This is a genomic window from Cryptosporangium sp. NPDC051539 (genome assembly GCF_044454545.1).
Classification (GTDB): Bacteria; Actinomycetota; Actinomycetes; order Mycobacteriales; family Cryptosporangiaceae; genus Cryptosporangium.
The window spans coordinates 366,497-379,283 of sequence record NZ_JBITDV010000009.1 but is presented as its reverse complement, the minus strand read 5'-3'; the positions used below and the strand labels follow the sequence as shown (position 1 = coordinate 379,283).

General features: G+C 70.4%; 11 protein-coding genes and 1 pseudogene. 2 read left to right on the top strand and 10 right to left on the bottom strand.

What is annotated here, in order from left to right:
* A complete protein-coding gene (locus ACIBZJ_RS28230) occupies positions 1 to 342 on the bottom strand; it encodes a cysteine hydrolase family protein (RefSeq protein WP_395934867.1) in 342 nt (113 codons plus the stop codon).
* On the opposite strand from ACIBZJ_RS28230, the pseudogene ACIBZJ_RS28225 reads away from it, so the two are divergent.
* A pseudogene (locus ACIBZJ_RS28225) lies at positions 235 to 1,038 on the top strand (amidohydrolase family protein); the annotation flags it as partial. The gene ACIBZJ_RS28230 and the pseudogene ACIBZJ_RS28225 sit on opposite strands and share 108 nt — an antisense overlap.
* 34 nt (positions 1,039 to 1,072) lie before the next feature.
* Here the strand turns inward: ACIBZJ_RS28225 and ACIBZJ_RS28220 are convergent.
* The 9 genes from ACIBZJ_RS28220 to ACIBZJ_RS28180 form a co-directional block, all read right to left on the bottom strand.
* Entirely contained in the window at positions 1,073 to 1,933 is an 861-nt protein-coding gene (locus tag ACIBZJ_RS28220) for a fumarylacetoacetate hydrolase family protein (protein WP_395934766.1), read from the bottom strand.
* Positions 1,930 to 3,039, bottom strand: a complete 1,110-nt coding sequence (locus ACIBZJ_RS28215) for a DUF3500 domain-containing protein (protein WP_395934764.1) — start codon at positions 3,037 to 3,039, stop codon at positions 1,930 to 1,932. Before ACIBZJ_RS28215 ends, ACIBZJ_RS28220 begins: the two co-directional genes overlap by 4 nt.
* A 47-nt stretch (positions 3,040 to 3,086) precedes the next feature.
* Positions 3,087 to 4,718, bottom strand: a complete 1,632-nt coding sequence (locus ACIBZJ_RS28210; RefSeq protein WP_395934762.1) for a bifunctional 3-(3-hydroxy-phenyl)propionate/3-hydroxycinnamic acid hydroxylase — start codon at positions 4,716 to 4,718, stop codon at positions 3,087 to 3,089.
* 93 nt (positions 4,719 to 4,811) lie between these two features.
* Positions 4,812 to 5,396, bottom strand: a complete 585-nt coding sequence (locus ACIBZJ_RS28205; RefSeq protein ID WP_395934760.1) for a TetR/AcrR family transcriptional regulator — start codon at positions 5,394 to 5,396, stop codon at positions 4,812 to 4,814.
* Positions 5,397 to 5,437: 41 nt separating this feature from the next.
* Positions 5,438 to 6,628 carry a flavin reductase gene (locus ACIBZJ_RS28200; RefSeq protein ID WP_395934758.1) on the bottom strand — a complete coding sequence of 397 codons (1,191 nt, stop codon included), beginning with the start codon at positions 6,626 to 6,628 and terminating at the stop codon, positions 5,438 to 5,440.
* On the bottom strand, positions 6,621 to 7,856 hold the full coding sequence (locus ACIBZJ_RS28195) for an acyl-CoA dehydrogenase family protein (protein ID WP_395934756.1): 1,236 nt from the start codon (positions 7,854 to 7,856) through the stop codon (positions 6,621 to 6,623). Before ACIBZJ_RS28195 ends, ACIBZJ_RS28200 begins: the two co-directional genes overlap by 8 nt.
* Entirely contained in the window at positions 7,856 to 8,407 is a 552-nt protein-coding gene (locus tag ACIBZJ_RS28190) for a nuclear transport factor 2 family protein (RefSeq protein WP_395934754.1), read from the bottom strand. Before ACIBZJ_RS28190 ends, ACIBZJ_RS28195 begins: the two co-directional genes overlap by 1 nt.
* A 40-nt stretch (positions 8,408 to 8,447) precedes the next feature.
* Positions 8,448 to 10,655 (bottom strand): CocE/NonD family hydrolase, encoded by a 2,208-nt coding sequence (locus ACIBZJ_RS28185; RefSeq protein ID WP_395934752.1) that lies wholly within the window; start codon positions 10,653 to 10,655, stop codon positions 8,448 to 8,450.
* A gap of 170 nt (positions 10,656 to 10,825) precedes the next feature.
* Positions 10,826 to 12,109 (bottom strand): hypothetical protein, encoded by a 1,284-nt coding sequence (locus ACIBZJ_RS28180; protein ID WP_395934750.1) that lies wholly within the window; start codon positions 12,107 to 12,109, stop codon positions 10,826 to 10,828.
* 311 nt (positions 12,110 to 12,420) lie between these two features.
* Here ACIBZJ_RS28180 and ACIBZJ_RS28175 point away from each other — a divergent pair, with 311 nt between their 5' ends.
* Positions 12,421 to 12,774 (top strand): nuclear transport factor 2 family protein, encoded by a 354-nt coding sequence (locus tag ACIBZJ_RS28175; protein WP_395934748.1) that lies wholly within the window; start codon positions 12,421 to 12,423, stop codon positions 12,772 to 12,774.
* The last annotated feature ends 13 nt before the right edge of the window (positions 12,775 to 12,787 follow it).

Sequence of the window (12,787 nt, the reverse complement as noted above, 5' to 3'; positions counted from 1 at the left end):
TCACGTCGAACGGGCCGGGCGGTGCCCCATCGGTCCTTCGTTGGCGTCCGCCACGCTCCTGATCACCTCGTCGGTGGTCGTCACCTGCCCGATCAGGTAGCCGATCCGTGCGATCGAGAACTCGTGCGAAAGCTCGGCCGAGTACTCGCCGATCGGCTGCGACGCGGTGGCGTCGGACAGCACCGCGACCCGGATGCCGGCCGACTTCAACCCGTCGACGGTGGTCCCGACGCAGATCGGGGTGGTCAGTCCACCGACGATCGCGGTGTCGAAACCGCGGCTCTCGAGTTCGCCGAGGAGATTGCTGCCGGTGGCCGCGTTGTAACCGAGCTTGCGGACCAGGACGTCGCCGATCGTTTCAAGGCGTTCGCCACCCTGCCGTTGGCCGATCCCGCGGCCGCGGTCGTGGAGTTCCGGCGCGCGATCGAGGACCTCGGCTTCGTCGGGGCGATGATCCACGGCCAGACTCGCGGCAAGTTCCTCGACGACCCGTCCTACCAGCAGGTTCTGGAGTGTGCCGAGGGGCTCGGGGTGCCCGTCTACCTGCACCCGGCACCGCCGCCGCCCGCCGTCCGTGAGGCGTACTTCAGCGGACTCGAGCCGGCCGTCGCCACCCTGCTCTCGACCGGAGCGTGGGGTTGGCACGCCGAGTGCGGCATGCACATTCTCCGGATGATCGCCAATGGAGTGTTCGAGCGCTTTCCCGCGCTCCAGGTGATCGTGGGGCACATGGGCGAGGGGATTCCGTTCTCGCTGGCCAGGGCAGACGACTTGCTCTCCCCGATACTGCGTGGCCACGCCCTTTCGGTGGCCGACACCGCTCGGCGGAATCTTCATCTCACGACTTCCGGATATACCAGTGCGGCGCCGTTGTCCTGCGCGATCACGGTATTCGGCGTCGATCGCCTCATGTTCTCGGTCGACTATCCGTTCTCGGTGACGGAGCAGGCCGTCGACTTCCTGAAACGCGCACCGATGAGCCCCGCCGACCGCGTGAAGATCGCCTCCGGCAACGCCGAACGCCTGCTCGGACTCTGACCGTTCCGCGGTACCGGCAGCCCGGTCGGCGGCGTCAGCGAGCCAGCTCGGCTCGCCGTGAGTGTTCGACGATCGGGGTGCTCAGCACGCCGAGACCGTCCACTTCGACCTCGACGACGTCACCCGGCTGGAGCAGCCACGGAGGCGTCCGTGCGTACCCGACGCCGGCGGGCGTGCCGGTGGCCAGCAGGTCGCCGGGCCGGAGCGTCAGCGTACGGGAGATGAGGGAAAGCGTGTCGCCGACGGTGTAGGCCATCTGGTCGGTGGTCGCGTCCTGGACGACCTCCCCGTTGACGCGGGTCCGGATGCGCAGTCCGTCGCGCAGGTCGCCGATCTCCTTCGCCGGCACCATCGGCCCGAGCGGCCCCGAACGGTCCGCGTTCTTGCCCAGGATCCACTGCGACGTGAGCTTCTGGGCGCGTCGGGCGGTGAGGTCGTTGAACGTGGAGTACCCGACGACGGCGGCCAGTGCCTCGTCGGGGTCCGCGTCGAGGAGTGTCCGGCCGACCCAGGCGACGACCTCGCCCTCCCAGTCCAAGCCGTCCTCGTCCCCCGGAACCGGCACACCGGCCCCGCCGACGGTGAGTGACGCCGGCCAGCGGGCGAACAGCGTGGGGTACGGCGGGAGCGCCTCGTCGGCGTAGGAGCCCTCGGCGACGTGCTCGAGATAGTTGAGTCCGATGCAGACCACCCGAGCACCGGGCAACACCGGCGGGACCAGCCTCGCCGCGCCGACGGCCAGCGTCGGGCCGGTCGGCGCCCGTTCCAGCATCGCCTCCGGATCGGCCCAGAACTCGTCGAGGCCCGCCACCACCTCCACCTCGGTACCCGCATCGTTCAGGCGGCCGACCAGCGTCGATCCGTCCGTGTGCCGCACCCCGACGACGCGCGTCACGACAGTTCCACGCTCTCGTGCTGCGCGGCCCGGTGCCGGGCGAGGATGTCCGCGCCGAAGTCGTTCGCGGGGTCGCGCCACACGCAGTGGACGTGATTGGCGCCGTCCTCGGTGTTGTCGAACTCGATCAGGGTCACGGGACCTTCGACGCGGAAGTAGTGGGGTTCGTCCGGGCGATGCGATCCCGCCCAGACGAAGTGCAGGTCGTCGTGACCGGCCGACCGGATCCGATCCATCTCACGGCCGGCCTGTTCGGGCTTCAGCCGTGCGACGAACGCCTCCACCAGGTGATCGAACGCCTGCTGCTGGCCGGCGCCCATCCGCGCTCGGGCGAGCCCTCGCGGCGTTCCTCTGACCCAGCGCAGGGCTTTCCGGTCGACGTCGGTGATGCCGGCGTCACGACGACCGACGCCGTGGACGTCCGGCCACTCCTCGTCGCCCAGGACGGGGACGCACCGGCTCGCGAAGTCGGGCGGCGGAGTCGGGTGGATCGTCGCGGTGGCGGCCTGGGCCCCGTCGAGACACTTCAGCACGGCGAACCCCAGATCCTCCTCGTGACCGAGGATCCGGAACGGTCCGAGCCGCCCGGGCTCGGCTCCGAGAAGCAGCGGGGTGGCGGCGATCAGGTCCTGACCGGCGACCGTGAAGTTCAACGAGAGGTGGTGCCCGACCAGACGCCATCCCCAGTCGCTGTCGGGCTGCGGCTGGTCGAAGAACGTGAGGAAGTATCCCTCCGGATCCCGGAAGTGCGCCGCGACGTGCCCGAAGACCGGCGCGTTCAGCTCACGCAGCACGTGTTCGAGCGACATCACCTGGACGACCTGGGCATAACCGGAGACCGAGAGGCACTGGGCGATGAGCCGATGGGTGAGGTAGCGCTGCACGTCGTTCATGTCCCGGAGCGCGACGCCCCTCCGCCCCGACTCGGGCAGGAAGTTCCAGTGCGTCCGGTTGGCGTCGCCGAGCGGCACCACGGCCCGGAGGCGTTGGCCGGCGTCGAAGTGGTCGCAGAGGGCCATCGCCGCGAACGTGACCAGGGTCGTATTGAAGTCACCGGGCACCGGACGATGTGCCGGGGCGTGCACCAGCGACGATTCGCTGCTCATGGCTGCTGCTCCGTTCGAGGCGTCCGCGAGTCGTGTGATGCGCATGGTCATGAGGCCACGGAGTCCTGTCGGAAGGAGGTCGAGGGCGAGAGGAGGGCGCGGAGCCCGGAGACGAGGCCGGCGGCCCGCTGCACGGAGCCGGTGCCGAAGACGTAGAAGTCGGGACGGCTGAGCACGATCTGGCAGGCGTGGTCGGCGAACCAGCGTTGATAGGTCCCGTCGACGTCGACCGCCGCACCGGGGCGCCGGCCGTCACCGACCGTGCTCACCGCACTCACGGTGCTCACGGTGCTCACCGTGCCGCCCAGCCCGGCGAACCAGTCGAGGTCGGTCCGGCGGAGCACGGCAGCCGGATCGACCTCCCAGCCCATCAGCTGCCAGTCGCCACCGACGAGATCGTCGAACAGTCCGACCCGTCCGCCGACGGCGACCCGCCCCTGAACCGAGAGCCGCCCGTCAGCGCCGTCACTCGGAACGGTCAGGGCAGGGCGGCCCAGTCGCGGGTGCGGCGGTTCGACGGTCAGGCGTTCGGGGTCGGCGAGCTCCGCCTTCATCGCCGCGTCCCGGATGGCCGCCCGGACCGGATCGGTCTCGCAGACGATCCGGCCGACGGCGACCGCTTCGCCGATGATCTCCTGCACGTGGGCGGACCGTTCCGGCGTGTAGGTGTCCAGCACGCCGCTGCCGGCCAGGCCTCGTTGCACCAACCGCAGTCGCCAGGTCAGCGCCTGAGCGTCCCGCAGCCCGGCGCACAGCCCCTGGCCGAGGAACGGCGGCATCAGATGGGCGGCGTCGCCGGCCAGAAAGATCCGGCCGACCCTCCACCGCGATGCCGACCGGCCCCGGAACGTGTAGACGGCGTGCCGCTCCAGGTGAGCATTCGCCGCCGTGATCCCCCACCGGGCCAGCAGCCGCCAGGCGGTCTCGGTCCGGCCGAGCTCGTCGACGCTCATGCCGGCCGGCCGCATGAATTCGAAGCGCCGGCGACCCGGCCCGCTCTTGACCGCGGTCGCCGGCTGGACCGGGTCGCAGTACTGGGTGACGAACGCGTCCCACGGACGATCGACGATCGGGCGATAGTCGACCACGAGCCAGTCGGCCTCGAACCCCGAGTCGACGCCGGCGATGCCCAGCCGGTCACGCACCGTGCTGTTGGCTCCGTCCGCGGCGACGACCCACCGCGCGTGCACGGTACGGCTCCGCGACTCGTCCTCGATCGCCACCATACGGACGTCCACGCGGGCGTCGCTCTCGACGAGGTCGGTGACCGTCCAGCCGCGACTCAGGTGAACCGTGGGAAGCGCGCCGACGAGTTCCTCGAGCGCGGCCTCCAGGTCGGGCTGGTGGAAGCCGTTCGTGTTCGCCCAGCCCGACTCGGCCGTCCGGTTCCAGTTGATGGCGCGCAGGAGTTCGCCCTGGGCGTTGCGGAGCTGGTACCCGCCTCGATCCCCGCGGGACGGCTCGAAGAGGTCGGCGTATCGAGCCATCACTCCGGCGCCCTGCAGGATCCGGAGCGCCTCGTGGTCGATCGTGCAGGCCCGGGGCCGCGGGTAGCGGGCCGGCCGGCGTTCGACGATGACGACGCTCCAGCCGGCTCGACCCAGCAGCAACGCCGAGAGCAGCCCGACCGGGCCGGCCCCGACGACGAGGCAATCGACGTCCGAGCTCTGTGTGGCCATTTCTGCCTCTCCTAAAATACCCGTATGTTTCGGCAGGTTATTGGGACAACGCGAGGCCCGTCAAGGCGCGGGCGGCCCGAGTGCCGCCGGATCTCAGTCTTCGGCCGAGCCGGCGTAGAGCTCGATCAGCGGAACCACGAGGACGCTGACGATGACGCCGATCCGCTCCTCCGGGAGTGCGCCCCGGAAGGTCAGCTCGTGCCGGGCCAGGTCGAACGGCAGGCCGAGCACCTCCCGCGGCACCGGCGCCGACCCGATCTCGCCACGAGCGCGGGCTCGCGCGACCACCGGGCCGACCAGGTCGGCGCCCCATCGGGAAAGCAGGACACGCACGGACTCCGCCGCGTCCGCGTCGAGGTCGGCGAGCAGCCCGAGCATCGTGGAACGCACCGGGGTGACGAAGTTCTCGCGCATCGAGGCGAGGATCGCGTACAGGTCCGTGGCGAGTCGTCCGGTGTCCGGCGAGACGATCACCTCGGCCCGGTCGGCGACCACGGCCGTCAGCACCATCTCGGCCTTGGTCGCCCACCGGCGGTACAGCACCGGCCGGCTGGTGCCGGCCCGCGCCGCGACCCCGTCGTAGGTGAGCGCCGCGTAGCCCCGCTCGCCGAGCTCGTCGAGGACAGCCGCGTGGATCGCCGTCTCCAGCTCCGCACCGTGCCGCCTCTTCGTACTCATCCCATCCTCGTGGTTCGTCGCCGACGGTCCCCCAGCAGAGGCTAGCGAGCCGTCCCCGGATCGATCGTGAGGGAGGAGGCCAGTGCCTCGGAGACACGCTCGGCGGTCCGGCGGAGCGGGACGAGGAAACGGCCGAGGTCGGCCGGTCCCGTGCCGGACGGAAGCCGCAGGGTGAGTTGGAGGACGACCTCGTCGCGGCCGTCCCTGACCGGCATCGTGACGCTGCGGAGGCGATGCTCGCGACCGAGACCGTCGAGATCGGCCGGCTCGTGCTCGGTCGTGAGCTGACCGACGAGTTCCCGGACGGTACACCGGGCCCGCGGTGTCACCCCGTGGCGAAGCGTGTCGTCGACCGTGGTCTCCAAGGCGCGCAGGTCGTCGCTCCAGGTGGTCACCGACCAACCCCGGCTCCGCACGCGGGCGAGCAGCTGATCGAGCTCGTCGGCCCGATCCGGGCCGCTGCCCGCGTTCGCCCGCGCTTTCCAGGCCGACGACGCGGCCGTCGACCACGCCACCAGCGCGGCACCCAGCGGTGGATCGAGCGGCAGGCGTTGCCCGACGCGGCTGTACCTCCGGCCGTCCACCGGCGTGCCCGCGGTGGCGAGAAGGACGCTCTCCTCCCCGATCGCGCTGGAGGCCAGGCACTCGACCTCGGTCAGAGCGGCGAGCTCCTCCATGAACGGCCGGGCGACGTCGACCAACCGGAGCTGGTCGACGAGATCGGGCTCGCCGACGGCAGCCAGGCTCAACGAGGCGAACCGGCCGTAGCCGCCCTGGAAGAAGACCAGTGGTGGTGCCGATCCCCCGGCGTCCAGCGCCCGGACCCGGCCCACCACGATGTCGTGATCCCCCGCCTCGTGGACCGCCTCGACGTCGCACTCGATCCAGGCGAGAGCATCGTCCACCAGCGGCAATCCGCCCGGCGATCGGGTCCAGCGGACGAACTCGAACTTACGGTCACCCGCGGTGGTGAAGGTTCGGCAAACCAGCTCCTGATGGGCACCCAGGACGTTCACGAGGAAGCGACCCGATCCGACGATCCGGGGCGCGGTGCTCGACTGCTTCGCGGGCAGGAACGCCACCAGAGGCGGATCGAGCGAGACCGACGTGAACGATCCGACGATCATGCCCATCGGTCCCCCGTCCTCACCGATCGAGGTCACGGCCGCGACGCCGGTGGGGAAGTGCCCGAGAACCTTCCGGAAGTGCTGCGGGTCGCGCGGGTCAGCCACGGCCGCCGCGCTCCAGGACGCTGGTGGACAGAACACCCGCCTCGGCACCGCACAACTCGCGTCCGAGGTTCTCGAGCCAGGTGTTGATGCCGTTCGCCCCGTGCATGCTGCCGGCCCGGGAGTTGCGGGCGATCAGCTGGAGCGGCTGCCGCTTCATGATCGCCGAGGCCCCCGAGGCACGGAAGAGGGTCTCCACGGCCGCCGCGCACGTGTCCCATACGTAGGCGGCATCCGTGTGCAGTTCGAGGGACTGCAGGGCAGAGGGCTCCGCCCCGGCCGCGTCGAGGCGATCCAGCTCGGCCACCGCGGCGTCGGCCACTCGTCCGGCCGCCCGCAACTCGGCATGGGCACGGCCGACGACGTGGTGCGTGATCGGGGCGTCGACCTGGGTCTTGTACGGGGAGTACGGGATGCTGCGCTTGGTGATCCCGGCGAGGAACACCTCCATGGCCTGGTCGGCCATCCCCAGCGCGATCGCCGTGCAGACGACCAGCGAGCGGACGATTCCGCCCCGCCGGGGACCGAGACCCTGGCCGGTGAGTTGGTCGAGTCGTGCCGCCAGCTTCTCCGGCGTGCTGAATCGAGCGTCGGGCACGAACAATTCGCCGTCGGTCGCGACGGTCTGGCTGCCGGTGGCGGCCAGCCCCATCGCGTCCCAGTCGTCGCGCGTCACCAGATCGCGCTTGGGGACCAGCACCATGCCGAGCTTCGAGTCGTCGGACTCGTCGTAGAAGACCGCGAGGTAACCGTGGCTGGCGTGGACGCTGCCGGTAGCGAAGGGCCAGACGCCGTTGATCATCCAACCGCCGTCCACCCGCCGAGCGGTGCCGGACATCCGGCGGCTCGTCCCGCCGAGCGCGAAGGTCCGGTTGCCGATCCAGGGCGACTCGTACACCGGGGCGACGACGTCCTCCGGGAACGCGCAGCTCCACAGGTTGCCGCCGGCCGCGGCCCAGACCACCCAGGCCGTGGCACCGCACCCACGAGCGAACTCCCGGTAGATGTCGTGCAGTTCGCGGGTGGTGAAGTCGGCGCCGCCGTACCTCTTGGGCGTGACGAGGGCGAAGACCCCGGCCTCGTCGAGTCGCTCGATGGTTTGCTGGGGAACCCGGCGCTGCTGTTCCGCGACGGCTTGGTGCTCGCGCAACCAGGTCCGCATCTCCGCCAGCCGGGCCCGGAGCTCCTGTCCCGTCGGCCGGTCGAGCCCGGCGCTCGCGGTGATCGCCATCACGCGGGCCACTCGTCCGTGGCCGCCGGCGTACCGGTGAATCCGGCCGTCGCCCGCAACGCCGGGTCGCTTCCGTCGCGCCGGGTCACCGACGCGTCGGGGTGATCGTCGAACCATCCCTCGGACGGATACTTGAACATCCAGTCGACGACCATCCGCCGGCGGGCGATCCGCCAGACGCCCTCGCGCCGCTCGAAGCGGTCGAGGTAGCGAGCCCAGAGCTTGACCGTCTCGTGCTTCCAGCGCGAGCGGCCGGAGCCCTGGTGGTCAGCGCTCAGGTAGGTCTCGACGTGAGCCACGTCCGGTCCGTCGAAGTTGATGAGGCTGTTGCCGAGGAAGTGCATCGTCCGCTCGAAATCCGGCATCTCCGCGGCCAGGAAGTCCACGAAGCCGTCGACGCTGCCGACGTGCAAGCTCTTCGGGAAGTCGATCCAGGCGTCCTGGTGGAAAGCGCCGCGGACGAGGCTCATGTCCACCCGGTCGAGGCCGCGGCAGTAGCGCAGCAGGACGTCGTGGATCTCCGCGCGTGCGCCGAGTTCGTCGATGTTCATGGTTTCTCCTGGTGGGCGTGTGCCCGGGTACGCGGCAGGCTCACGCGTCGAGCGGGGTGGCGGGCAGCAGGGGGAACTGGATGTAGCTGGGGTGGCTGGGCCCGGTGTGAATCGTGTTCCGGGCGCCGTCGTGATAGCTCGGGTCGTAACCGTGGCGGTTGCCGTGCCCGACGCCGGTGTACGGCTCGAGGTCGACGCGGATCCGATGCCCTTTGCGGATCAGGCCGGTGCTGGGCACGATCTCGACTTCGACCGGAACGATCTCGCCGTGTCGGAGCGGGGCGTAGTCCGCCTCGAGGTGGGTGTGTTTCGGCCGGTACTCGGTCGATCGGGCCGGGTCCGGGCGCCGGTGGGAGACTTTCAGCCAGCCCTTGGTGAGCGGGTAGAAGTGCGTTCCGATACCGGGGATCAGGGCCGGTCCGCAGTAGTCCACCTCGCGGCCGGCCTCGTCGAGGACGCGGACTCCGACGTGGATGTCCATGTCCGCGCTGGTCGAGGAGACCCAGGCGACGAGCTTGGCGTAGCCGGCCAGAACGGAATCGCGCTCCATCGGCTCACTGATGAACGTGGCACCGCGGCACGGAGCGGTCGCCGGCAGACGACCGCCGAGACCCGGCGCGGGCCGGCCGGGATCGGCGGGGTCGACCTCGGCGGAGTAGGTCACCGATCGATCGGCGTCGGGGACGGCGGAGGACAGGCGGAGGACGTGTTCGCAGTCGATCTCGAGATCCGCGTCGACGGTCGCGGCATCGAGATAGGAGCGCACGTATTCCGTGCGCGCGATCGGCCACTCGTCCTCCTCCAGGAGGTACGAGGCTCCGAGGCCGGTCCGGATCTCGAGCCGCACCGGCGGCCGGTCCATGATGCCGTTGTCGACGCCCTTGAGCCAGTGGTCGAAGAAGGCCCGGTGATCGCGCACGGTGTCCGGCGCGTAGGACTTGAGGAACCAATCCTCCCAGAAGTCCAGCTTCTTGTCCGACGTCGGCGTGTTCAGGTAGGTCTCGCTGCTGCCCAGCTGGTGGAAGTGGCCGGGATGCGAGGTCGCCGCCACGGACCACAGCGGCACCGTCACGGCGCTGAGGTCGGGGCTCATCAGCACCTCGGCGCGCGGGCCGAAGATCGCGTCGGGGTCGGAGTCCTTGAACGGGTTGGCGCGAGCCGTGGCCAGGAAATCCTTGACGTCGGCCCGGCCGCAGATCGCGGGCAGGATCGCACCGCGGAACCATTTGGGGAAGAATTCCTCGTTGAGGATGCCGCCGGTGTACATCACCTCCTCGTAGAGGTCGGCATCGGTGCCGATGGCGATCATCGCCTTGAGGTGGGGCGGGTTCAGGCTCGCGACGGCGTGCTGGTTCATCGCGTAGTACGACATCCCCCATAACCCGACGTTGCCGTTGGACCACGTCTGCTCGGCGGCCCACTCGATCGCGTCGAAGTACGCCTCGGCCTCGTCGATGCCCCAGATGCCGAGCGTGCTGGGGCTCTTTCCCGCGCCCGGACCGTCGACCCGGACGAGCGCGTACCCGTGCGGAACCCAGTCAGCGGTGTTGACGGTCTCGTGGTTCTCGTACTCGTATCCGTCCGGGTTGCCGCTGAAGTAGCGGTCCTCCATCACCTCGTGCTGCTCGACCTGTTCCGGGGTCGCGGTGGAGTGGTGGACGAAGGCTCGCCCGTAGACGCCACAGTTCATGATCACCGGTACCGGCTTGTCGCTGTCGGGCCGGTAGACGTCAGCGAAGACGTGCGATCCGTTCTTCAGCGGGATCGAGACGTCGCGGTAACGGCGGATGCCCAGCACCGAGCGGCGGACCTCGTTGCGGGCCGCCGACGGGGAGCGCAGGCCGCGCGGGGATCCGACGCCCCGGATTCCGGACGCGTTGAGGTCGTCGAGCAACGTGACGACCACCGGATCGGTCGTGAAGGCCGCGACCGGGTCGACCGGCGCGCCGGGGAGCGACATCAGCCCGTACCGGAAGTCGACGGGACGGTCGCCGACCAGCTCGTGGATTTCGGGGGTGAGCGTGATCCCGTCGGCGAGGTCGTCGCCGACGTGCAGGGTCTGCAGGAACCGAGCGATGTTGGTCAGCCCCGGGTCGGCGAGCTTGTTCACGTTTCCACCGACGCGGGCCACGATGTCGGCCGTCGTGAGCCGGTCGGCGCCCCGGGCCGCACCGAGCAGGACCTGGCCGACCAGGAACGTGACGATTTCCCCGTCCTGGTACTCGAACGTGCCCTCGTCGTCGGTCACGCCGGAGCGTGTCGGTGTCCGGAAGCGCAGGCCTCGAACCGGTCCAGCGAACTTGCCCCGTCGCACCATCGCGTCACCTCGTTAATTACCCGTAACGTTCGGGTCATTAGCGTGCACGCGACAAGGACACGCGTCAAGATACAGAGTGTATCTATCTTGGCCGGGGCCTCCTAGCCGGGGTGCTTGCGGTGGATCGTGTAGTGCAGCACCAGGAACGGCATCCCGTACAGGGAGAACGCGTGCTCGGCCCGCAGCTCGCCGGCGTCGGTGTAGACGTCGAGACGCTCGGCGAAGCCGGGCACGGCCAGCGTGGTGAGCGCGCGCGTCTCCGGGTCGACGTAGCTCAGGTAGTGGCCGGGGTGCGCGAGTTCACTGCGGCTGGTGAGCACGAGCCCGCCGTCCTGGCGGGGCATCGGCAGCAACGTCGCCGTGAAACTGCCCTGCGGCACCGGGAACCCGACGCTGACGTAGCCGCGGCCGTCGTCCCGGTAGGTCGTGTAGATACCGACGTAGATCGCCTCGTCGGTGTCGGCGAACGAGCGGATCCAGCCCCGGACACCGATCAGGTCCGTGCCGTCCGGCGTGATGGTGTCGATGCGGCTGCGCACGCCACGGAGGGTCTCGCGCTGGTTCATCGGCACGTTCGCCTGACCCAGCGGCCGCGCCACGAGCGTCCGGTAGAGCAGGTAGCCGGGCCGCACCCAGAGCCGCCACTCGGGGACGATGTCGAGCCGGAACCGGGTGGTGTGCTCGTAGAACTCACGCACGAGGGCATCAACACCCGCGGGATCGAACTGCGGACCGGCGAGGTCGTCGAGCGAGGCGACGATTCCCACGTCCTCGGCGTCGGCCCGGTAGGTCCCGCCGAGCACCTCAGCGAGCTTGCGCACGTAGCCGGTGCCGACGAAACCGGTGCGCGCCTCGAGCGGGACCACGAACGGCAGTTCCTCGGCCGGTACCTGCTCGGCCAGCAGGTCGACCTGCGGATCGCGGAACACCACCGCCGACAGCGCGCGGAAGCCGACGACCGCACTCGCCGCAACCGCCGCGGGCGCCGCGTCCGAGCCCCGCGCCAGCTGCCACGCCCACCCGATCGCACCGCCGACCACCGGCCCGAGCGCCACCTTCTGCGGACGCAGCCCTAGGGCTCCCGCGACCGCCCCGGCGGCCACGCCGATCGCCACCGGCCCGGCCGTCGTGACCCGCCCGCCGAGCCACCCGGCCGGAGCCGCGAGCGCACCGCTCATCACCACGCGCGACCACCACGCCGGAACCTCTCCCGGCCGCTGGCGTGCGCGCGCCACCGCCTCCACGGCCGCCAGCGCCGCCGCACCGGCGAGACCGCCGGCCGCCGCCGCACGTGCCCCCCGGCGGCCGGTGAACGCCGCGCCGGCCAGCGCTCCCGCCGCCGCGGCGAACACGGTCCCCGCGGCCCGCCCGTGGTCAGTCGTCATGCGCGCACGCTAACAACCTCCCGTGCGTCCCGTCGCTCCGGACGCCGGGCCGGGACCCGTCGCCGCCAGGCACCCTCGGCGGCAGGCCCCGCCGGCGGTCCACACCGGATCGGCCCGGGCCGCCGGGCACATGCCGGATGATCCGCGAAACCGACTCGCCGACCGCCGCCGGACCCTTGACATCGGCCCAAAACTGCATACAGTTTTGCCTCAGCAACCCTGTGAGCACGGATGGGACGCCGTACCGAGGCCGCCACCATCGCTCCACGATCGTCGCTCGATGACGCGCCACACGCCGCCAGGAGACAGCCATGAGCCGCAACGTCGCCGCCATTTTTGCTGCCATCGATTCATTCGACCCCGACCAGTTCGTCGCTCACCTGACCGAGGACGTCGTCTTCGTCTTCGGGAACGGCGAGCCGGTAGTCGGACGCGCCGCCGTACGGGACGCCGTCGCCGGCTTCTTCTCCACGATCGACGGGCTGAGCCACCGCATCGTCGACCGCTGGGACCTCGACGGCGACACGATCGTCCGGATCGACGTCGAGTACACCCGGAAGGACGGCAAGCACGTCACCGTGCCCAACGCCGACATCCTGGCTTTCGAGGGTGACCTGGTGCGGCACTGGCAGATCTACATCGATCTGGCACCCGTGTTCGCCTGAGAGGAACTCGCTC